This is a genomic window from Cohnella phaseoli, assembly GCF_003386235.1.
In the GTDB taxonomy this organism is placed as follows: Bacteria; Bacillota; Bacilli; order Paenibacillales; family Paenibacillaceae; genus Cohnella; species Cohnella phaseoli.
The window spans coordinates 71,810-94,146 of sequence record NZ_QRDZ01000024.1; the positions used below are offsets into that span (position 1 = coordinate 71,810).

The following is a 22,337-nucleotide window of genomic DNA, read 5'->3' on the forward strand; positions in this document are numbered from 1 at the left end:
ACACATCCGCTTGCTTGACAGCGACGTTAACTGACTCGCACGACATGCCCTCCATCGAAAAAGTACACGTAAGTTTCCTTGACCGGCCTGCCGGCGATTGCGCTCACCGCTTCGGCGTAGCGTTCGACCTGGAATCGGTGCTTCTCCGCGGCAGCCGCGGCGTCAAGTCCCTTTAACGCATCCGTCTTGTAATCCACAAGCACGAGCCCCTCTTCTTCTTCGAACAGGCAGTCGACAACCCCCTGAATAATGACGGTTTCTCCCGCTTCGGGCGCCAGCGTTTCCGGATAGACCGCAGCGACGTCAAGTCCGCAAGTGAACGGAACCTCGCGCCATACGCGGTCGGACTGTCGCATCCTTTCGTACAGCGGCGTGCCGCAGAACGCCGCTACGGCAGCCGCTTCGATGCCCGCTCTCTGCTCCGCCGACAAAATCCGCCTCTCCGTCAGCTTGTCCAGCATCGCTTCGATCCGCTCCGCGGAGACGTCTGCTTCGAGCGGCAAATGCTGCATGACGAGATGGTAAGCCGTTCCCCGCTCCGCAGGCGTCAGCTGCTTGGCGGACATAAACCGCGGTCGGCGAAGTCGGAAAGTGGCAGCGGTCGCCGACAGCGCCTCTTCTTCCGCCAGTCGTTCCCGCCACGCCTCGGATACGACTTCCTCCTCGGCCGCCGCCCGTATCGGTACAGAGTGCGGAGCAGTCCCTTCCCGGCGGAGCTTAAGCGCCGTAATCGACGTCTTCGCCGCGACTTGCGACGCAGTCTCGTGCGAATAACGCCAATTCAGGACGCGTTCGACCCGTTCGGCCAGTTCCGTGCCGCCTGCACCGACCGGGTCCGCGTTCGCCACGGCATTCCATAGACGCCCATCGTCCTGCGCCTCTTCCTTCGCCTCGGACGTGCGCAGCGTATAAGCGGCGGACGGCTCGACTCGGAATACCCAGCGGCTCGCCGGATCGGTACGCTCGGCGGCGAGCACCGCCGCAGGCCCAAGCCAATCCAAATATTTGCCGGCTGCGGCAACCGCATGCGGAGGCAGACCGCCCTCGGCCATCGCGGCTGTTTCCGTCCACTGCTCCCACATCTTGGACGCGTCCTTGCTCGTCCCGATCAGAAACAGCTTCTCCTTCGGCCGGGTGAGCGCCACGTACAGCACGCGCATTTCCTCCGCCAGCATCTCCGCCGCCAGCTTCCGGCGAATGGCGAGCTGCGGCAGCGTCGGATACGTAATTCGGCTATCGCGCTCGAACACCCGTGGGCCGAAGCCAAGCTTCTTATGCTTGAGGAACGCTCCGTTCAAGTCTCTGCGATTGAAATTGCGGCCTAACCCGGCTGCGAACACAACGGGAAATTCAAGCCCTTTGCTTCGGTGAATCGAGACGATTCTAACGACGTTCTCGCTCTCCCCGAGCGCCCGGGCCGCCCCCAGGTCCGCGCCTGTATCGCGCATCCGGCCCAAAAACCGCAGGAACCGGAACAGTCCGCGAAACCGAGAGGAGCGCTCGTACTGGATCGCGCGATCGACCAGCGCCCGCAGATTGGCCTGCCGTTGGCCGCCGCCCGGCAATCCTCCGACAAAATCGTAGTAGCCGGTTTCCCTGTACAGCATCCAGAGCAGATCGCCCAGCGGCTCCCGTCTGGCGAAATCGCGCCACTCCCCCAGCTTGGTCAGAAAACCCGCCAAGGCGCTGCGAACGTCCGGAGCCAGCGTGGCTGCAGCTCCCCCGCCGTCTCGGGCCGCTTCGTTCGTCGCCTCCCAGAACGAGCTTCGCCTGCGAGCCAGGCGGATGCGGGCCAAATCTTCGGCCCCTAAGCCGCCGATCGGCGAACGCAGCACGCCCGCGAGCGGAATGTCCTGACGCGGATTGTCGATAACGGCAAGCAGCGACAGCACCGTATCGACCTCCGTCGCCGCGAAATATCCGGTCGCCAGGTCTGCATAAGCCGGAATGCCCGCCGCCTTCAGCTCCTCGATAATCGTTGGGGCCAACGAGGAGACAGCCCGCAGCAAAATGACGATATCCCGATACTGCACCGGACGATGCAGCTTCGCCTTGCCGTCGTACACGGCGAACGGCGGGCGCTGCCCCTCTTCGCCGCCTGTGCCCATCAGCTTGCGAATCTCGTCCGCGATGCATCTGGCTTCAAGCTGCGCCGCTTCCAGATCTTCCGGCTCCCCGGAGCCGCTCTCGTCCGCATTCTGCGCGTCCTCCTGCGAGCCCCCCGCCTCGGCTGCGAGCTGCGTCGTTTCCTCCACTATCTCCGCGGAAGGAGCCGCTCTGTCCAGCAAAATCATTTCGACGGCATACGGATTCCGTTCTCCCTCCACCGCTTCCGGGTAGCCGTCGCTATATTTCAGCTCGGCCTGTTCGTCATAATTCATCTCGCCGACCGGCTCTTGCATAATGAGCCGAAAAACATGGTTCGCCGCGTTTAGAATTTCCCTGCGGCTGCGGAAATTGCGCGCCAGATCGATGCGCAGCCCCGGCTCTCCCTCCAAGCACCCGGCGTCCGTCATCTCCGGCCTGTAAGACGCGTATGTTTTATACTTCTCGAGAAACAAGCCCGGCTCTGCCAGCCGAAACCGGTAGATGCTCTGCTTGACGTCGCCGACCATGAACACGTTGCCTGGATCGTTTCTGGCAATCAAGGAGACGATCGCCTCTTGAACCTCGTTCGTATCCTGGTATTCGTCAAGATAGATCTCCGCGAATCTGTCGCGGAAGCCGAGCGCGGCGAGAGAGGGCGAACTATGCTCGGGCGTCGAGGCAGCGTCGCGCAGAATGCGCAGCGCGTAATGCTCCAGGTCGCCGAAATCCAGCAGCCCCTTCGCCCGCTTCGCCTGCTCATAGCGATCGCCGAACTGGATCGCCAGCTCGGCCAGGCCTTCCATCTCGGGCGCCAGTCCGCGCAACTCCTCGGCGTACTGCTCCAGCGAACGGACAAGCCACTCCTCGGCCAGCTTGCCGACCGCTTTCTTCGCCGATTCGCGCAGCGATTTTACCCGCTCGATCAGCGACGGATCGTAATCGTCGCCCTTGCACGCCTTTAGCCGTCCGAACCGGATGCCGGTCGCCGCCGCCTGCCACGCCTCCCACGAGTCGGACGCGAACGCCGCAGCAGCTTGCTCCAGCCCGTCGATATCGGCGAACAGCGTCTCAATGTAAGGCTCCGGCCCGCCCGGCTCGTGCGCGACGCGCAGCGCGGTCCTCAGCAGCTGCAGCGTGCCGTGGAGCAGCAGCATCGCGTCGTCGCGCAAGCTTTTGACCCAGAGCGAGCCCAGCAGCTTCTCCGCCTCCGCTGCACGGAAGCTCGCGGCCGTCGCGCGCAGCCAATGCTCCGGCCACGGATGGCTGCCTGCGAATTCGTGCAGCTCAAGTACGAGCCGGTGGAGCGGCTCGTCGTTGCGTTCCCCTCCGAACCGATCCGCGAGAGAAGCGAGCGCGCCTTCGCTTCCCTCGGCCGCATAACGCTCCTCGAACAGTTCGTCGAGCGTATCCATTCGCAGCAGTCCCGCCTCGGTATCGTTCGCCATGCGAAAGCCAGGATCAAGATCGATCAGCGGCGCGTAACGCTCCACCACCTCCAGGCAGAACGAATGCAGCGTCGTCACCGAAGCCCGGGGCAGCAGCGCGATCTGACGGCGCAAATGCTTCGAGTCCGGGCTGCTCTCGAGAGCGTCCTCGAGCGCATGTCGAATCCGCTCCTTCATCTCCGCCGCAGCCGCTTTCGTGAATGTCGCTACGAGCATTGCGTCCACATCCAGCGGACGGTTCTCGTCGGCGATCCGCGAAATGATCCTCTCCACGAGCACCGCCGTTTTGCCCGATCCGGCCGCCGCAGCTACGAGCAGATGCGAGCCCTCTGCCGCAATCGCCGCCCACTGTTCGTCCGTCCAGCGACTTTCCGCCGGCTTGGCCGGCCATCGTTGCCATTGCTTCACAGCGGATCGTCCCTCCTTGCTTCAAGCTCCAACCGTCTCCATAGCTGCTCCCGGTCGGTCGCCTTGCTTAATGTGTGGTACCCGTTGCCCTCAACCTGGCTGTCGAAGTGGCATACGGGGCGAAAGTCGCAGAAGGCGCAGGGGCTGCGCTTGTCCATCCGGTAAGGCGCAATTGCCACGTCCCCGTCCGCGATCCGTTTGCCGATGCGGCGAATTTGCGAGCGAACCGAGCTTCGCAGCACATCCCATTCGTTCTCGCTCGCGACCTGGGAGCGCGCCGAGAACGTGCCGTCCTTCTTGAATTCGACGGGCACAACGGCCGACTTGCTCGAATCGCTCAATGTTTCGTCCATCAGCTTGACCGACTCGCCGTCGGCGAGCAGCAAGCCCTGCATCCGATACTGCTTAAACAAGGCGTTTTTGGCCTCCTCGGGAGACAGGCCGTTCGCTGAATTAAGCAACGGATTCTGCACGTGAAAATAAAGCACGCCCGCCGGCTTCGCGGGACGACCGAGCCAGTGCGGAGCATGCGTCACGACGACGTCGAGGTACGTCAGCATCTGCAGCGACAGCCCGTGCGCCACCTCGTCCAGCTTCAGCTTCGTCTCGCTCGACTTGTAGTCCAGGATGCGCAGCAGCAGACCTGCGGATGATTCGGCCGCATCCACGCGGTCGATCTTCCCGACGATGTCCATCCATCTCGTTGCGTCCAGCGGCAGCGAAAGCGCGGGCAAAAGTCCGTCCGGTCCGAAGCTCAGCTCCAGCCCCACCGGCTTAAAAGCAGATAACGTCGCATGCTCTCCCAGCATTGCAGACGCCTTCGTCACAATGTCTCGCAGCTTGCGCGCCATGACTTGGTGTCGGTGAGAGGACAGCAAGATTTGCGACTGAACGCGCGGCAGCAGCTTGTCCACCGAGACGGCCGCCTCGCTCTGCCACTTGGCCGCATCCATTCCAGCCGGCCCTTCGGCAAACAGCTTCTCGGTCGTCTGCCGCAGCGCGGCATGGAACAGCTGCCCGATGTCGGGCGATTCGACCCGGTATAGACGCCTTTCCTGCAGACGCAGCCCATGCACGGCAAAATGCTGGAACGGGCAAGCGATAAACCGCTCCATCCGCGATACGCTGGCCAGCAGCCTGTCCCCATACAGCAGACGACTCGTCTCCGGCGAAAGCGGCTTCTCTTCGTTCGTGTAGCTCAAGGAGCCGATAAGCGAACGCAGCCGCGGTTGCCATTCGTCGCGGCTGAGCAGCCAGTCATAGACCGCCCACCAGCCCGGCGCCATCGCCTCTCCCTGCCGCCAGCCTCGCAGCCGGTTCAGCAGGTGCGTCATCGCTTTTCCCGGGTGAGCCGCATAAGCCAGCTGTTCCTTCTCCGGCTGCTCCGACTGCGGCTCGGCTGCGACGGCTTGCACCGGAATGCCGGGGAACCGCTTGCGCAGCTTGCCGATCCATTGCGACGGAAGCAGCGTCTGGCCTTCCTCGTTGGCGATCGGATAGCTGATCCACAGATGATGAGACGGCGTAGTCAGCGTCAAATACGCCAGAAACTCCTCGTCGAGCAGCCTGCGGCGCGCACCCGGCGCAAGCTTGAGTCCCGCCGACGCCAGCCTGTCCCGCTCCTCTTCCGCGATCAGGCCGTTCTCGGGAATGCGCATCGGCAGAACGCCGTCGCTGGCGCCGAGCAAATAAACGATACGGACGCGATCCGATCTCGTGCGCTCCGGACTGCCGATCAGCACGCCGTCCAACGACGGCGGCACAGCACCCAGCTTCAGCTCCTCCAGCCCGGAATCGACCATTCCTGCGAACAGCTCAAGCTCCGGCGGCCGCTCCCCCATCAACTCGACCAGTTGATCGAGCAAATACACGACGCCGTCCCAGAGCGGACGATGAACCGCCATCCGATCCGGTCTTCCCGCGAGCTCGTCCTCCTTCGTCCAGCTTTCAAGTCGATCCGCCGCCCCCGTCTCTTCCAGAAACAGATACACGGCTTCGCACAGCTCGCGAACCGAGCCGGCCGCTTTAAGCCGCTTTTCCAACGCCAGCAGCGGCTTAAGCAAGGCGTCGCGAACTTCCAGCATCGTTTGCATCTCGCGCTCGACTGCGGAACCGGGCTCGGACTCGTTCTCGATATCTCCGCCGTACAACGGAAACCACGATTTCTCCGCATGCCAGCGCCAGCCGTCGATCCCCGCGGCCAGCGCGTAATTTTCCAGCCGGTCCACCTCGTCGCGCGTCACCCTGCGTTCCGGCGTGTCCAATAAATCCGTTTTCGCGCAGCGGAATACCGCCTCCGCCCGCCAGCCACCTGTCACGCATTCAAGCGCCGAGCGCACAAATTCCACGAACGGATGATGCGAGACGCCCGCTTTGCCGTCCAGAAAGTGCGGTATGCCGTAATCGTCCAGCGCCGCCTCCAGCAGATCGGCGTAATCGTTCAGATTGCGCACGAAAACGGCCATCTCCCGCCAGCGAGCGCCTTCCTCTCTCACTCTGCGCAGCATGTCGCGCGCGACCGCCTCGACTTCCGTTCGGCGATTGGCGGCTTCATGCAAAGACAAGCCGCAGCGCGGATGCTCCGATCGCAACAGGTACGAATCGCCGCTCCATCGTTTCCGGTTGTCCCAGTTCCGTTCGAGGAAAGCCAGCATCTCATTTTCGCGGAAACGGGGGGCGACTTCAGGCTCCAGCACCACCGGAGTCTCCAGCGCGACGCCTGCCGCCTGGGACAACTCGCACAACTGTGCGGAAGTCTCCGCCGTCGGATGAAACAGATCCAGCTCATCCGGTCTCTCCCCCGCGCCATAAGGACGGTCGACGCATAGCGCCACGCTCACCCGCTCCGCTTTAGCCAGCAGCGCTTCGATTACCGCGAATTCGCCGGGCGTAAAGCCATTAAAGCCGTCGAGCCAAATTTCGGCGCCGGACAGCAAATTGGAGCTATGCGCTCCCCGGGCAAGCCAGCCTAGCATATCTTCTCCGTCCAACCAATGACCGGACAGCTCCCGCTCCATATCGCCGTAGATCAGCGCCAGGTCGTGCAGCTTGTCCGCAAGCATCACGCCTTCCTTAGCCCCGCCCGTTGCGCGCGTCGCGGTTTCTGCATATCCGGACAGCTTCTCGCTGTCGACGCCGTAACGCTTCATCTCCGTCAGCAGCTCGGTAATACCGGCGATCAGCCCGGACTCTCCCTTGCCGCCGCAAAATAATCTTAAACTTTCTCTTCTTGCCTCCATCACCTTATGTAAGAGCATCGCTTTGCCGTTATCGTGAATCGGCACGACCGCCGAGCCGCCCGTCTCCTGCATCACGCGAAACGCCAGCCTGCGAAAGCTTAACACCTGCATCCTCATAAACCCGCTTAACCCCGGCGTCGTCGCCATCGCATACTCCGCCTGGAAAGTCGCCTGCTCGGGCACAAGCAGAATCAACGGCGCTCCGAGCGGAGCCTCCTGCAGCCTGGTTCTGATTTCGTCCAGACACAGTCTCGTCTTCCCGCTTCCGGAGCGACCCGTAATCAGCCGCAACGTCATACGTTTCCCCTCCGTTTTCCTCTAACCGATTAACCTTCAACTTATTGAGTATTGTAACATATTTGAGAAAACGAATAGTAATAGGGCAGGCCATGGATAAGATTGGTAGGTGTGGAGCCGACGCGAAAAGGCATGCAATAAAAAAACGCCAAGGCCTCCCTCAGCGTTTACTCTAATCTCCCAACCCAATTCAGTCCAGCCTAAGTCCCTTCCGTCCGAGCTTCCTTCTTCTTCGCCCGCTCCAAGTCTTCGGCCAGTTCGTCCTTGATGCTGGAATCCGACAGCTTAACGCCGAACCGATAGGCGGATCTGACGATCAAATGCCCGGTCACGGGGGCCGTCAGAAAAACGAAGACGATGCCGAGCAGCAGCCGTACGCTGAAGTAATCGTCAACGAACAGAAAGTGAATAAACGTCCCGAGCAAAATAAACAGGATGCCCAGCGTGATGCTTTTTGTCGCGGCATGCGAGCGATTGTAGACGTCGGGAAGCCGGATAAAGCCGAGCGAGCTGAGCGTGTTCATTAGCGTTCCGATAATGACCATGACGACCACGATCGTTTCAATGATTTCCTTTGCTGCGCTCAATGGCGACTCCCCTTTCCAGAAACTTGCAAAGCGCGACAGTACTTAAAAACGCCAAAATGCCGATCAACAAAATCGTCTCCAAATAGGCGTGCGAATTGAGCAAAATCGATAACACGGCTACGATCCCGATAACGTTATAGCCTATCGAATCGAGCGCCAGAATGCGATCGGATAAGGAAGGCCCCTTAATGACGCGATAAAGGGCAATGACGATAGATATTGTAAGCAGAAGCATCGACAACTTGAGCAGCGTATCGAACATTAGCGCATCACCTCGATAATAACATCCTCCAGCTTGTTTTTCGTTTTAATAACGGAGTTGCTCATTTTCATATCCATAGCGTGGACGTACAATATGCCTTCCTCCGGGGCAATCTCCATCACGACCGAGCCCGGCGTAAGCGTCAACAGGTTGACGAGCATGGCCAGCTCCCAATCCGTTTTCAGCTTAGTCCTCATCTTGAAAATACCGGGTTGTATGTTCAGTCTGGGACGAATGATCTGGCCAATCACGACAATGCTGGAGAGGATCAGATCAATCCCGAACAAGTACATCAGCTTCAGAATCGCCCACAGCTTCCTGCCGTAGAAGGGGGTCGGAAAAAATCTTCTGAACCAAAAAATAATGAAGAAGCCAAGAATAAAACCGATGGTGAACGTTAGCGTGTTCCATACATCGTGGAGCAGCATCCATATTACGGCGATCAGCAGATTGAGCAAAATTTGCATCGTCATGATAGCACCGCCTCGATGTAGATGGCCGGATTGACAAGCGGTTCAACGGCCTGGCGGACGTAGAACATAATCTCCTCCGCTCCCAGCCCGAAGCCGACGACAAGTGCGGCTAGAAGAAAGCTCGGGAGCAGCGCCCCCTTGCCTGTCGACTTCTCCTCTCCTTCGCTTAGAAGCGTCTCTCCCCAGAAGCTATGGATAAACACCTTCATCACCGAATACAGCACCAGCAGGCTCGACAACAAGCCAAGACCGACCAGCACGAACGCTTTCGCTTGAACGCCGCCCTGAAGAATCATCACTTTGCCTACGAAGCCGCTGAGCGGCGGAACTCCGGCGAGCGCCAGCGCGGAGAGGAAAAACAGCCAGCCGAGAACCGGACGGAAGTGGATCAGTCCGCTGATTTCGCGCAGCTTATCCGTGCCGGCGATGCTGATGATCGCTCCACCTAGAATGAAGATCAACGCTTTGGCGATCATATCGTGAATCAAATAGTAGACGGCTCCGCTCAACGCAGCCTCGGAAGCTACAGCTACTCCGAACAAAATAAAGCCGACTGACACGATCACGTTATAAGCGAGAATTTGCTTGATCCGCCAATAAGCGATTACGCCCATAGCTCCCATAATCATCGTTAAGGCTGCAAGCCACATCAAAATTTCATGCGTAATTTGAGGCTGGTGGGGGAAAATCAGCGTAAACGTACGGATGATGCAATAAATGCCCACTTTGGTCAGCAGCGCGGCGAATAAAGCGGCGATGGGAGCCGGCGGCGCGCTGTAGGAGCCCGGAAGCCAGAAAAACAGAAACAGCGCGGACTTCAATCCGAATACGGTGAGAAACAACAGCGATACCGTCGTCGTCAGTCCATCCTGCCCCAGCTCGGCGACCCGTTGCGCGATATGAGCCATATTGAGCGTTCCCGTAATCGAGTACAAATAAGCGATCGCGATGACGAACAGGCTGGAGGCGACAATATTGATGACGATATATTTGATCGTCTCCCGCAGCTGAATTCTGCCTCCGCCCAAGCTGAGCAGCACATAGGAGGACAGCAGCATCACCTCGAAGAAAACGAACAAATTAAAAATATCCCCCGTTAGAAAAGAACCGTTAACCCCGCAAAGCAAAATCATGATCAATGGGAACGCGTAATGACGCTTGCGCCCGTCGTCAAGCGAATGATAGGCATAGAGCAGACAGGCCAATGTCACGATAGAGGTAATCGTAATCAGGATAGCCGCCAGCATGTCTACGACTAGCGGAATTCCGTAGGGCGCTTCCCAGCCGCCCACATGCAGCACTAGAATGCCGTCCCGGGATACGGTCCGCACAAGCAACGCAGAGACGACCAGCGTTGCGAGCGTCCCGACGGTAGCCAGACCCACCTGCAGCCGTATGCGGTAACGAACGAAAAACATCAGCACGCCGAACAGCAATGGCGTGACGATCGGAAACACGGCCAGATTATTCATTATCTTGTCCCCTTAACTGCTCCACATCGTCCGTGCCATGCTCCTTATAAGTTCGGTAAGCGAGCACAAGCGAAAATGCGGTAAGCGAAAAGCTGATTACGATGGATGTCAGAATAAGCGCTTGCGGGACGGGGTCGGTATAGCTCTCCGCTTCTTCTCCTAGCAGCGGAGCCGCCCCGCGCTTTAGTCCGTTGATGGCCATGAGCATAATATGGACGCCGTGCGTAAACAACGACATTCCGAGAATAATGCGCAGAAGCGTCTTGCTTAACATGAGATAAGTACCGACGGTGAACAGTACGCCTGCGGTAATCGTCATTAAAGTTTCCATATTACATGTCCTCGCTAATGCTTCTAATAATCGTCATCGTTGTGCCGACTACGGCCAAGTAGACGCCTAAATCGAATACTAGGGCGGTGCCGATGCCCGTCTTGCCCAGAAGCGGCAGATCGACGTATTTGTACACCTGGGTCAGAAAAGCCGAATCCACGACGACGGCGCTGATACCGGTCAAGAGAGCCATCAGCACGCCGATCGCTCCGATGATCTTAAAATCCACCGGAATAATCTCCTGGATCGTTTCCGCGTCGAACGCGATATAAAGCAGCATAAGCGCCGAGGCGGTGATCAAGCCGCCGATAAATCCCCCTCCGGGGTTATGGTGCCCTGCAAAAAGAATGTAGATCGAAAAGGTCATAATGATAAACACGAGCACTTTGGCCGCCGTCTGCAAAATCAGATCCGAGAATTTCAACGCTTTTCCCCCCTTGACTTGCGGAGTTTGATCAGCGTATACACGCCTATGCCCGCCGTAAACAGGACGACGCTTTCCAGCATCGTATCGAAAGCGCGGAAGTCGACGAGAATCGAGTTGACCATATTGCGGGCCCCCGAAAGCTCATACGAATTCAGGAAGAAATGCGAGATCGGCTTAAACGGATTCGTGCTTTGCGCCGAAATCCCGACCAAAGTAAATACCGTGCCGACGCCGATGGAAATCAGCAGATTGGATATTTTCACGCGAACCCGAACGATCTCGGTTTTCAGCTTAGGCAGGAAGTAGAAGCATAACAGGAACAGCGCGGTCGTAATCGTCTCTACGACAAGCTGCGTCAGCGCCAGGTCCGGAGCCCGGAATATGACGAACAGCAGCGATACCAGATAGCCTACCGCGCCCACTCCGATAATCGACGTCAATCTGGAATTGACGAACAGAACGAATCCGGCGGATACCGCAATGGATGCGGCCAGCAGGTACTCGTGCCATTCGATGATCGCGTTGGTAGAAGGATCGATGGCGAACGCCTGTTGAAGCACGAACGAGCCTCCGACGACGACAATCACGAACGTGAAAATATAGCTGAGATAGTTGTGGAGATAACCGTTCATGTAGGAGTTCGTAATCCGGCCGGACCACCGCTCCGCTCCCGTTAATCCCTGGTCGTACAAATGGTTGAAATCGAATTTGCGCGGCAATTCGTAGTAGATGTCCGACCATTTCTTATAGGTTTTGTACAGCAGCGTCCCCATGACGACGATGCCGATTGTCATGATCAGCTCTGCGTTAAAGCCGTGCCACGCTTGGATATGAACCTCGAACACCTCGCCCGGCTGCAGCAGAGTCGGCAAGATCGAACGCATCGCCGGCTCCAGCAAGGAGTAAGAGATCAGGTTCGGGAAGAAGAAAATGACGAGTACCAGAGTCGCCAGCACGATCGGCGAGATCAGCATGCCGAATGGGGCTTCGTGCGGTTTCTTGTCCAGGCGCTCCGGACGGTAGGTTCCCGTGAACGTCTTGAACACGAAAACGAGACAGTACACGAAAGTAAACACGCTGGCCAGCCAAGCGGCGATCGGCAGCAGGATGACCCACTGATCGATATGCCGATAGGCTGTAAGCACTCCCGTAAAGAACATCTCCTTGCTCAGGAAGCCGCTGAACGGCGGAAGCCCGGCCATCGACAGCCCGCCGATAATGGTGAGCGAGAACGACACCGGCATCAAGCTCAGCAGGCCGCCTAGCTTACGGATATCGCGAGTTCCCGTCTCATGATCCAATATGCCGACGACCATAAAGAGCGAGCCCTTGAAGATGGAGTGATTAAACAGATGGAAGATGGCGGCCAGAATGGCGCCCGAGAACAGCATCGCCTGCGCTTCATAATTCGTGTGCAGCGCCAAGGACCCGATGCCCAGTAGCGACATGATCAAACCGAGCTGGCTGATCGTGGAGTACGCCAGCAGCGCCTTCAAGTCGAACTGACGAATCGCCATGAACGCGCCCCAGAACAAGGTGACGATTCCGACGATCGTAATGATCCAGAACCAGCTCATATGCCCCCCGAACACCGGGGTCATGCGCGCGATCAAGTAGACGCCCGCTTTTACCATCGTTGCAGAGTGCAAATACGCGCTGATCGGGGTAGGTGCTTCCATCGCGTCCGGAAGCCAAATATGGAAAGGAAATTGCGCCGACTTCGTGAACGCGCCGAGCATGACGAGCAGCATTGCGGGAATGAACAACGAATCGTTCACGATCGCTTCCTTCATGCCGATAATCTCGCGAATGCTGAATGTTCCCGCCGCCGAGCCCAGCATCAAAAAGCCGAGCAGCATCGCGAATCCGCCCGTTACCGTAATCAGCATCGCCTTTTGCGCGCCGTAGCGGGATCTTTTTCTCTGGTACCAATAAGCGATCAACAGGAAAGACGATACGCTCGTCGCCTCCCAGAAGACGTACAGCACCATCAAATTATCGGACAATACGATTCCGAGCATCGCGCCCATAAACACAAGTAAATAAATATAGAAGTTATGTAACGCTTCTCGATCTTTGGACATGTAATAGATGGAATAGATAATGACCAAAAAACCGATGCCCGTTATGATAAGAGCGAACAACATCGATAGTCCGTCTAAGTGCAAATCGAAGCGTATGCCTAGCGAGGGAATCCATGAAAAGGATTGAAACAACGGGGTCGAGCCTGACTGAAGCGGAAAATGAGCGGCAAAATAAACAAACAGCAACAAAGGAACGATAAGAACGAACCATCCCGTATGAATGCGCGGCACTTTCTTAAAAAACAGCGGCACGAAGACGGTGTACAGAAAAGGAAGCAGGACAGCAAAATGCAACAACGACAACTTGGAACCTCCCACTTGTACGATGATGTATGCAGACGACTCATTAAAAACGTATGAGCCTTTGCCTTATTATCCTCCCAAACTCATGATTGATTCACGGAAATACGGCTGTCACAATAACAGTGACCGTAATAGTAACAGTATACACTAAACGCATTGACAGAACCAAACAAAAAATGTACGCTGTATTCAATGTCCGGGTACGGCTTGACAACCCGGATATCACCCCGCATTAAAAGTTCAGACGAGGTGAATCGTTAAATTGAAGAACGGAAGAATGGATGAAAGCATACTCGTTTGCGTCTATTACGGCCCAAATGGAGAGCGATTGATCCGCAGAGGCGGCAAACTTGCCAACATGCTGGACTGTCCCCTCTACGTATTGACCGTAGATCCGCTTCCAGAAGACGAACTGGATATCGAGAAAATCCATTTTATCGAGAGATGGAAAGAGCTGGCAAAGGAACACGGAGCCGAACAATTCATAGTCAAATATAATGAATCCCGTCCTGTTGCCAAAGTCATCGCAGAAGTGGCCAGGAAACAAAACATTACGCAGCTTGTAATCGGACAAACTGCCCAAAGCCGTTGGAAAGAGATTACGAAAGGATCGTTGATCAACGTCTTGTTGAACGAGATTCCTTTTGTCGATCTCCATATCATTTCCGTCTCCAGAGAGCTCGCGAATCAGGACGGTTTCTTTGAGAAAGGCATTCGCGCTTACCTCAAGCAAGACCGGGAAGGATATAGACTCTGCTTTAATCATACGCAGAGCGACGTCTACGAGGGCATCTTCTACAAAGAGGTCGGCACCGACTTCAATAACGGCGTTTTCAAGTTCATGGTGAACAACTGCATGATGGAAGTCCAAGTCGTGGACGATTACGCCAAGGATTTCGACCAACGGATCGCTTCGCACGAAGGAGCGAAAGAATAATAAAAAGCCTTGTCTCTCGGCGCGAGAACAAGGCTTTTTTAATTATGAAATATTCATATACCACTTCGTGCCGTCATCATATTTGAAAATCGCCGCGTCCGACCATAGTTCGATATAGCTAACGTGCTTCCACCGACGACGGAATTCCAGATCGTCGGCCATCGCCCGCATGCGCGTATTAAACCGATTTCGGCTGCTCGATGTCTTAGCCCGGTTCTCAAGCGGAACCGCCCGCTTGCCGAATAGGATCACTTCGTGCACCATGCTCAACCCTCCGTTTCATTGCTTCTTACATAAGGATAGAACGGAGGCGTTAAAAATGTTCCCGAAACGACGTAAATTCATCCGAGGTTTACTAACAATCTCACTAACATTTTCTTAACAATTACGGCACGCCGCATAAGAATGCGGTTAAAAGCGCGAATTTACAGTTCTTTGCGGCTGCGGACCTCGAAAATGCCGAATTTCAAATAGTGCCCCTCTTCTACTCCGACAAGGTGAGGATGGTCTTTGCCCGCCCCTCGCCATTCGACGCGGCGGATCGTTTTGCCTGCGTCTTTGGCCGCCTCTTGAATCGTCTCCAGAAACAATTCAGAGCGAACGTGGTACGAACAACTGGCCGTGACCAGGTATCCGCCTTCGTTCAGCAGCTTCATCGCATGCAGATTAATATCCTTGTAGCCGCGACGAGCGGAATCGACCGCGCGTTTCGTCTTCGCGAAAGCAGGAGGATCAAGGATGATCACGTCCCAAGTTCGTCCGGTCACGGCAAGCGGCTTGGACGTATCCACCTTCGCCCCGGCGGATTTGACTTTGACGTTCGCTCTGGCTTGCCGCTCGTCCCGCGCAGCGACCTGTTGACGCAAATACTCAAAGGCATCGGCCGTGACGAACTCAACCCGGTCCGAAAATCCGTTGATTTCGACATTATGGCGCGCCGTCTCCAATGCATGCTCCGAAATGTCGAGACAGGTCACTTTCTTCGCTCCGTAAGCGCAAGCATGCAGCGTAAAGCTGCCCGTATGCGCGAAACATTCCAACACCGTCGCTCCGTCCCAGTACGGGTAAGTGACGGGGTTTCCCTTCTCGTTGATCGGCTGCATGCGCTTGACGCCGTTCTCGGACTCCGTCTCCACCAGTTTGACGCCGCTGCGAGCTCCCCAGCCGAGCATAAGAGGCTTAATAGTCGCCCGATTTTCCCGCTGGTCAAAGAAATAGCCGGTTTTCTGTCCATCTTCGATGTCCACGAGCACGCGAAGCCCGTTTTCCTCGATTTCCACATGCTTCGGACATTCGCCATATAGAACGCCAGTCCGCTCCTCCAGCCCCTCCAACGTGCGTACGCCCACATCGCTGCGTTCGTATACCCCTTGCGGCTTGAACACCTCAACCAACGCAGGCAGCCAAGCGTCCTTCGCAACCTCCATTCCAAGGGTCAGCACCTGTATGACCAGTACGCCGCCAAAGCGGTCGACGACGAGCCCAGGCAGAAAATCCGCCTCTCCGAATACGAGACGGCACGATTCGTTCGCTCCGACAAAACGCCGACGATGGGCAAGAGCACGCTCGAATCTTTCCCGGAAAAACGCTTCGTCCATTTTCTCCAGAGGTCCGTATTCCACGAGTCGAACGGTAATCTGAGAAACCGGGTTCCAATAGCCGGTTCCAAGCAATTGATCGCGATGATCTTTTACCTCGACCAGTTGTCCCGGAGAGGGCTCCCCTTCCGTTTTTGCGATCTCGTTCGAATAAATCCACGGATGTCCCTCTTCCAGACGGGGCCTCCTACTTTTATTTAACCATACTGCCGCTTGTTTACTCACTGCCCAACAACTCCTTGTCCGATCATAAACTTGTCCTCTTGCCGCATAGGTTTAATGGGGGTGCATAACATGTTTGCTCATTTCATCGTCCCGTCCTTGCTCGGGTTCGCGCTACTGCTGTCCGGTATGAAGGTCATGGAAGCGTCTTTGGAACGGTGGGCGGGCCATCGGCTCGTCTCCTGGGTGTCCAAGTCCACTTCGACGCCGCTTAGAGGCTTCGCCGTCGGAACGGCCGCATCCGCGCTGCTTCAGAGCAGCACCGCCGTCACCGTGCTGACGATCGGGTTCGTCAACGCCGGATGGCTCAACTTGGCTCGAAGTCTCGGCATCATCCTCGGAACGAACGTCGGCACCTGCTTTACGACCGAGCTGATGAGCCTGCAGCTTCATACTTACGGCGTTTATTTCCTTGCCTTCGGCGTCGTCGGCTGGCTTGTCTCCTTCGCCTTTAACGAAATGCGCGACGCTGCGTCCGCTCCGCGACGCATCAACGGTTTACGCTACGTATCCGTTGCGACAGGGGGATTCGGGCTGCTGCTCGTCGGCTTCAAACTGCTGCAAAGCATCGGGCCCGCCCTGCGGGAAAACGGCTACTTCGAAACGCTGATGCGCCATACGTACGATAACCTGATGTGGGGCGTACTCGGCGGAGCCGTCATCACGGCGCTCGTCCATTCCAGCTCTGCGGTCGTCGCCATGTGCATGGGGCTGGCGGCCGCTGGAGCGATCTCCCCCGAAGCCGGCATCGCCATCGTGCTCGGCGCCAATGTCGGCACTTGCTTCACCGGGCTTGTCGCTTCGCTAGGCGGGGGCTCGGGCGGTCGCTTCGTCGCACTGTCGCAGCTTGTGCTGAACGTTGGCGGAGCCGCTCTGTTCTTCCCTCTGATCGGCGCGCTTCACAACGCTGCCGCATGGCTTGCTCCGGGCGACCCGTCGGCGCAGATCGCCCATGCCCAGACGATTTTTAACGTCCTCTGCTCCATGATCGCCCTGCCAATCGCTTATTTGCCTGTTTGGAGAAAAGGAGCACCCAACCCGACGTCCACCTAGACAAGCACCAAGGCTCGCAAGTTCCTAACTCCGAAGGGAGGGTATGTACATCAAAAAGATTCCACCGCAAGACGGAGCCTGCGCCAGCCTTGCGGTGAAATCTTCGATTCCGACTACGGTCAAGCTTCCACGGCCATCGGCCTGAATGCGGAATCCACCACTTCGAGCAACTCCCCGCGACATTCGTTCACGCCGGATTCGGTAATCCGGACGCGGCACAGCTTGCCGATAAGGGACGAATCTCCCGTGAACTCAACCTGCAAATAGTTGTCCGTATAGCCGGAGACCGTACCGTCGCCTTCGCCCTTGGCATCCCGTTCCGGAATGACGTAAAGCACGCGTCCGACCCAATCCCGGCTATATTCGGCCTGCATGCGCTCGGACAGGTCGATCAGTTGATGCACGCGCTCGTGCTTCACTTCCTCGTCAACCTGATCGTCCATTCTTGCCGCAGGCGTTCCCGTACGCTTCGAATACGGGAATACGTGCATTTCCGCGAACTTCATCTGTTCCATAAAACGGAAACCGTTCTCGAACTGCTCCTGCGTCTCCCCCGGAAACCCGACGATAACGTCGGTCGTGATGGCGACACCCGGCATAGCCTTCTGAATCAGGCTAATTTTTTCCGCATATTCTGCAGTCGTATACTTGCGACGCATTCTTTTCAATATTTCATCGTCGCCCGCTTGCAGCGGAATGTGCAGATGTCGGCACATTTTTTGCGAGCTGTTCAGAATGGCGATCATTTTCTCGTCGATCTGGCTCGCTTCGATCGAACTGATGCGAATACGCTCCAGGCCGTCGATCTTATCGAGGTCGGCAAGCAAATTGGCTAGTCGATAGTTTTCCAGATCGTCGCCGTAGCCGCCGGTATGAATGCCGGTCAGTACGATCTCCTTGTAGCCGGCCGCGACAAGCTGGCGTGCCTGTTCGAGCACGCTGTCCGGCTTGCGGCTGCGAGACAGTCCGCGCGACCAAGGAATGATGCAGAACGTGCAGAAGTTGTTGCAGCCTTCCTGGATTTTCAGGAATGCGCGCGTCTTCTCGGTAAAGTTCGGCACGTCGAGCTCTTCGAACTCGCGCGTCTTCATTATGTTGCGCACGGCGTTCACCGGCTTGCGATCGCTCTGAATGTCCGTAATAAACGTCATCAGTTTCTCGCGATCCTGCGTTCCGATGACAAGATCGACGCCCGGTATCGCCATAATCTCTGCAGGCGAGGTTTGGGCGTAGCAGCCCGTCACCGCGATCACGGCGTCCGGATTGCGGCGCACGGCGCGACGAATAATTTGACGGCTTTTCTTGTCGCCCGTGTTCGTCACAGTACACGTATTGATTAAGTAGACGTCCGCCGTCTGCTCGAAGTCGACCTGCTCGTAGCCTTCGTTCTTGAACAGCTGCCAGATCGCCTCGGTATCGTAAAAGTTGACTTTACAGCCAAGGGTATAAAATGCCACGCTAGGCATCGTTAATTTCCTCCTAACTCTCCGGACTCGTAAGCAAGACAAGCGAGCGCGTACAGCGCGGCCGTCTCCGTCCGCAATATTCTTCGGCCCAAGCCGATCAACCGAGCCCCGGCGGCAACCGCAGCTTCCGCTTCCTCCGGGGAGAAACCGCCTTCGGGACCAACGACGATAAGCACGCTCGGGGCCGCATTTTCGCTCCCCCGTCCGCTCTTAAAGGCAGCCAGCTCATCCTTTAATCCGATACCGGCGCGTCCCTCTTCCTCGTAGCAGAGCAGCGCAAGATCGTATTCGGTTATGCGCTGCAGCAAAGACCTCCAAGTGCTGACCGCTTCGATTCGCGGCACAACGCTGCGATGGCTTTGCTCCGCCGCCTCCTTGGCGATTTTGCGCCAGCGATCGATTCGCTTGGCTTCCTTGCGCTCGTCGTACTGGACGACGGTGCGGCGGGACAGAAACGGCAGAAAAGCCGAAGCCCCCGCTTCCGTCCCTTTTTGAATGACCGTTTCCAGCTTGTCTCCCTTAGGCAGACTCTGGGCGACGTCAACCCGCCAGCGCATCTCCGCGGATACGGTCAATTCCTCGACAATATCCGCTGCGACTGTATGCTTATCCACGGAGTCGATCCGTGCGACGACATCTCGTCCGCGGCCGTTGCAGGCAATGAAGCGGTCTCCCGGCTTCGCCCGCATGACGGCGGCCGCGTGACGGGCGTCGTCGCCCTCCAGCGTGACGGATCGCTCATTCATCTGCGCCTCCGGCACGAAATAACGCTGCATTTCACCTTTGCCTCCCGCTCGCTTCAAACTCCCAACCTTCATCATACCGCTTTCGGGCTATTTTCGCTACCCGTCAGATATCGGCATTAGAAGAGAAAGCTCAGTAATCGTTGCATCCCGTCCATAATCGGCGATTTTAAATACATTAATTGTCCGATCGTCGCGTTGCGCAGCGGCGGAATAAAAACAATGATCAGAAAGCCGAACGTAATCCACTGGCTGTTCTCCTGAATGATCATTCTCGTCTTTAGCGGCAAAAACTCTTCTACGATGCGATAGCCGTCCAGCGGCGGTATCGGAAGCAGGTTAAACAGAAACAACGCCAGGTTGATGTTCAACCAATAATTCATGAAGGTCAGCAAATTGTTGAACAAGTCCGGAGACATATTATTGAATACTTTAAGATTAAGCAGCGCATAAAAGATAAACATCAACAGAAATGCGAGCAGCAAATTGCTGATCGGTCCCGCTGCCGTGACCATAATGTTCATCTGGCGCGGCTTCTTAAACCTGCTTCTGCGTACCGGCACCGGTTTCGCCCAGCCGAAGCCGGCGATGACCAGAAACAGCATCCCGATCCAATCGAGGTGGGACAGCGGATTCAAGGTGACGCGTCCTTCGCGGTAGGCCGTATCGTCTCCGAACTTCCACGCCGTCCAGGCATGAGCGAATTCGTGAACGCTGAATGCGATCAGCATAATTACGATAATGACCGGCAGATGCTCAAGCGGAAACCAGAAAAAATTCACTCGACCGCCCCTTTCGGCTTGCCGGCGACAAATGCCACCCAATCTTCCTGTCTCAGCACGTCGACGATTTCGAAGCCTGCAGCGAGCAGGCCGGCTTCGACGGCCGCTTCCTTATTCTTAAATATACCCGACGCGATATAGAGACCGCCCGGTTTAAGCACGTCCATGACATCGGCAATAAACAGCAAAATAATTTCGGCGAGAATGTTGGCGACGACAAGATCGACGGGGGGCTTTACTCCGTCTGCCGCTCTCTGGACGCTGTCGTTATCTGAGTTACCGTTGTCTGTGCTGCCATTGTCGGTGCTGCCGTTGTACGTGTTGCCGATGTCGGCATCGCCTTCGCGCAGTACGCCGAGCAAATCGCTCAGCCTGACCTCGACATCTCTCTCGTAACGGTTCAGCTCGATATTTTCCTTCGCGCATTTAACCGCTACCGGATCCAGATCAAGCGCAAGCACTTTAGCCGCTCCCAGCTTCATCGCTCCGATGGCAAGTACGCCGGAGCCTGTTCCGACGTCGATGATTCGCTCCCCTCCGTCGATGGCGCTTTCCAGCGCTTTCAGACATAGAGTAGTCGTCGGGTGCGTCCCCGTGCCGAAAGCCATTCCGGGGTCCAGCTCAATAATGAGCTCGCCCTCCTTCGCCTCGTACTCTTCCCAGGTCGGCTTGATGACCAGTCGCTCAGTAACGGCTACCGGCTTGAAAAACTGCTTCCAAGCGTTCGCCCAATCGTCCTCGTGAACCGAACCGATATGAATCGTGAATTCCCCGGCATCATATCCGTATTCCGGCAGCCCCTCCAGCAACGCCTTTAACTCGGCCGCTAGCGGCTCCATCTCGTAATCTTCGGAAAAGTAGGCCTTATACAGCGCATATCCCGGTCTTATATCATTCAGCGGCGTATCGTACACCTCTCCGTATTTCGTATCCCTCGGCTTGTCCGGCGACCAGGCCTCCTCGACCGATACGCCTCCCGCCCCTAACTCTGTCAAATAGTGCGTCACCATCTCTTGGGACGATTCCGTTGCCAAAACGGTTAATTCATGCCAGCGCAAATCCGTTCCTCTCCTTATCACTGCTCAATGATTCCCATTATACACGGTCTGTTTTACCTGATGCAAAACAAACTCCTCTTCCTGCCCCTTATCTCCACTATCCCCTTCGCTCAGTCGTATCCCCTATTAACCCTTCTCCATGCCCTCTATCGCCAATATCCCTTTCTCTCAGTTCGCTATGTTTTCCTGTTACACTTAACCTCAAGCGCATTGAACTTGCTTGCCTTCAGATCGGACACCGCCCTCTCCGAGCTCCTTTTACCAGTATCCCCTTCGTTCAGAACTCTCTGTGCAGCATTTGCTTTTTCCTATCTACCCGAACTCTTTATGTTCAAGCCTCCTACTCTGATCCTACTCTGAGGTATGCCCTCCACTAATCTCTCTACCGTCTCCGCTTCTTATAGCCATTATCCCATTCGCTCAGCTTACCCTGCCTTCAGATCAGATATCGCTCTCCCCGAGCTCCATTTGCCGATATCCCCTTCGTTCAGTGGCTTCCCGACTTTCCTATGTACTACCTGAGTAAAAGGGATAATGGCCATAGGACTGCCAATCACCCTACCAACGTTCCAACATTCTGAGCAGTGGGGATAATGGCCATAGCGATGCAGATCAGCCTACCAAGCGTACAAGCGTTGTTCTGAGTAGTGGGGATAATGGCCAAAGTAGAGAGGGAGAGACATACTTAAACACTACCATTTCTGAGCGGAGGGGATATCGACGAAAAGGAAAGGGAAAGGGCGCACACCGCTCATCGGAATGCGCCCTGCTCGATCGATTAATAGATTTCGCCGCCCGCTTGGCGGATGACGGTGCGCGCTTGGTCGGCGGCAACTTTAGGAACTATTGCGGATAGGGTGAACTCTGCGGCGTCGACAGCGCTGCTCCCGAGGTCCGATCCAAATTCGGCGTTTAAATGTTGGTCGCTGGAGGAAGCGCCGTCTCGCGCGTCCGCTCTCTCCAGTCGAAACCGGTCGCTGCGAAGAGCGGAAAGCTTGCGGATGACCGACTCGGCCTGATCCTGGGTCGCGAATCTGGCTTGCAAAGTTTCCATGTCCATTG

General features: G+C 56.6%; 18 protein-coding genes. 2 read left to right on the plus strand and 16 right to left on the minus strand.

The features are described from left to right. Positions 1-26: 26 nt before the first annotated feature. The 9 genes from addA to DFP98_RS25810 form a co-directional block, all read right to left on the minus strand. Positions 27-3,941: a helicase-exonuclease AddAB subunit AddA gene (gene addA, locus DFP98_RS25770; protein WP_116063500.1), complete on the minus strand. Its 3,915-nt coding sequence runs from the start codon at positions 3,939-3,941 to the stop codon at positions 27-29. Then, positions 3,938-7,477 carry a helicase-exonuclease AddAB subunit AddB gene (addB, locus tag DFP98_RS25775; protein WP_116063501.1) on the minus strand — a complete coding sequence of 1,180 codons (3,540 nt, stop codon included), beginning with the start codon at positions 7,475-7,477 and terminating at the stop codon, positions 3,938-3,940. The genes addA and addB overlap by 4 nt, the downstream gene beginning before the upstream one ends. Before the next feature lie 200 nt (positions 7,478-7,677). Beyond that, positions 7,678-8,064 carry a monovalent cation/H(+) antiporter subunit G gene (gene mnhG, locus DFP98_RS25780; RefSeq protein ID WP_246016712.1) on the minus strand — a complete coding sequence of 129 codons (387 nt, stop codon included), beginning with the start codon at positions 8,062-8,064 and terminating at the stop codon, positions 7,678-7,680. Next, positions 8,039-8,326 carry a Na(+)/H(+) antiporter subunit F1 gene (locus DFP98_RS25785; protein ID WP_116063502.1) on the minus strand — a complete coding sequence of 96 codons (288 nt, stop codon included), beginning with the start codon at positions 8,324-8,326 and terminating at the stop codon, positions 8,039-8,041. The genes mnhG and DFP98_RS25785 overlap by 26 nt, the downstream gene beginning before the upstream one ends. Continuing rightward, entirely contained in the window at positions 8,326-8,799 is a 474-nt protein-coding gene (locus tag DFP98_RS25790; RefSeq protein ID WP_116063503.1) for a Na+/H+ antiporter subunit E, read from the minus strand. Before DFP98_RS25790 ends, DFP98_RS25785 begins: the two co-directional genes overlap by 1 nt. Further along, complete coding sequence (locus DFP98_RS25795; protein ID WP_116063504.1) at positions 8,796-10,271, minus strand: Na+/H+ antiporter subunit D; 1,476 nt, start codon at positions 10,269-10,271, stop codon at positions 8,796-8,798. Before DFP98_RS25795 ends, DFP98_RS25790 begins: the two co-directional genes overlap by 4 nt. After that, entirely contained in the window at positions 10,264-10,602 is a 339-nt protein-coding gene (locus DFP98_RS25800; RefSeq protein WP_116063505.1) for a Na(+)/H(+) antiporter subunit C, read from the minus strand. Before DFP98_RS25800 ends, DFP98_RS25795 begins: the two co-directional genes overlap by 8 nt. A gap of 1 nt (position 10,603) precedes the next feature. Then, entirely contained in the window at positions 10,604-11,026 is a 423-nt protein-coding gene (locus tag DFP98_RS25805) for a Na(+)/H(+) antiporter subunit B (protein WP_116063506.1), read from the minus strand. Then, positions 11,023-13,416 carry a Na+/H+ antiporter subunit A gene (locus DFP98_RS25810; RefSeq protein ID WP_116063507.1) on the minus strand — a complete coding sequence of 798 codons (2,394 nt, stop codon included), beginning with the start codon at positions 13,414-13,416 and terminating at the stop codon, positions 11,023-11,025. The genes DFP98_RS25805 and DFP98_RS25810 overlap by 4 nt, the downstream gene beginning before the upstream one ends. 277 nt (positions 13,417-13,693) lie before the next feature. On the opposite strand from DFP98_RS25810, the gene DFP98_RS25815 reads away from it, so the two are divergent. Then, positions 13,694-14,353 (plus strand): universal stress protein, encoded by a 660-nt coding sequence (locus DFP98_RS25815; RefSeq protein WP_116063571.1) that lies wholly within the window; start codon positions 13,694-13,696, stop codon positions 14,351-14,353. A gap of 42 nt (positions 14,354-14,395) precedes the next feature. Here DFP98_RS25815 and DFP98_RS25820 read toward each other — a convergent pair whose 3' ends face one another. Both DFP98_RS25820 and DFP98_RS25825 read right to left on the minus strand, forming a co-directional pair. Continuing rightward, positions 14,396-14,617: a hypothetical protein gene (locus tag DFP98_RS25820; RefSeq protein WP_116063508.1), complete on the minus strand. Its 222-nt coding sequence runs from the start codon at positions 14,615-14,617 to the stop codon at positions 14,396-14,398. Positions 14,618-14,778: 161 nt separating this feature from the next. Further along, positions 14,779-16,176 carry a class I SAM-dependent rRNA methyltransferase gene (locus DFP98_RS25825; protein WP_116063509.1) on the minus strand — a complete coding sequence of 466 codons (1,398 nt, stop codon included), beginning with the start codon at positions 16,174-16,176 and terminating at the stop codon, positions 14,779-14,781. Positions 16,177-16,245: 69 nt separating this feature from the next. On the opposite strand from DFP98_RS25825, the gene DFP98_RS25830 reads away from it, so the two are divergent. After that, complete coding sequence (locus tag DFP98_RS25830; protein WP_116063510.1) at positions 16,246-17,226, plus strand: Na/Pi cotransporter family protein; 981 nt, start codon at positions 16,246-16,248, stop codon at positions 17,224-17,226. Positions 17,227-17,345: 119 nt separating this feature from the next. Here DFP98_RS25830 and mtaB read toward each other — a convergent pair whose 3' ends face one another. The 5 genes from mtaB to DFP98_RS25855 all read right to left on the minus strand — a co-directional run bounded on the left by mtaB (position 17,346) and on the right by DFP98_RS25855 (position 22,335). Then, on the minus strand, positions 17,346-18,692 hold the full coding sequence (mtaB, locus tag DFP98_RS25835; protein ID WP_116063511.1) for a tRNA (N(6)-L-threonylcarbamoyladenosine(37)-C(2))-methylthiotransferase MtaB: 1,347 nt from the start codon (positions 18,690-18,692) through the stop codon (positions 17,346-17,348). A gap of 2 nt (positions 18,693-18,694) precedes the next feature. Next, entirely contained in the window at positions 18,695-19,468 is a 774-nt protein-coding gene (locus tag DFP98_RS25840) for a 16S rRNA (uracil(1498)-N(3))-methyltransferase (RefSeq protein WP_116063512.1), read from the minus strand. A gap of 86 nt (positions 19,469-19,554) precedes the next feature. Beyond that, on the minus strand, positions 19,555-20,217 hold the full coding sequence (locus DFP98_RS25845; RefSeq protein WP_116063513.1) for a site-2 protease family protein: 663 nt from the start codon (positions 20,215-20,217) through the stop codon (positions 19,555-19,557). Then, positions 20,214-21,275, minus strand: a complete 1,062-nt coding sequence (locus tag DFP98_RS25850; RefSeq protein WP_116063514.1) for a 50S ribosomal protein L11 methyltransferase — start codon at positions 21,273-21,275, stop codon at positions 20,214-20,216. Before DFP98_RS25850 ends, DFP98_RS25845 begins: the two co-directional genes overlap by 4 nt. 778 nt (positions 21,276-22,053) lie before the next feature. Further along, positions 22,054-22,335, minus strand: a complete 282-nt coding sequence (locus DFP98_RS25855) for a hypothetical protein (RefSeq protein WP_116063515.1) — start codon at positions 22,333-22,335, stop codon at positions 22,054-22,056. Positions 22,336-22,337: the final 2 nt, after the last annotated feature.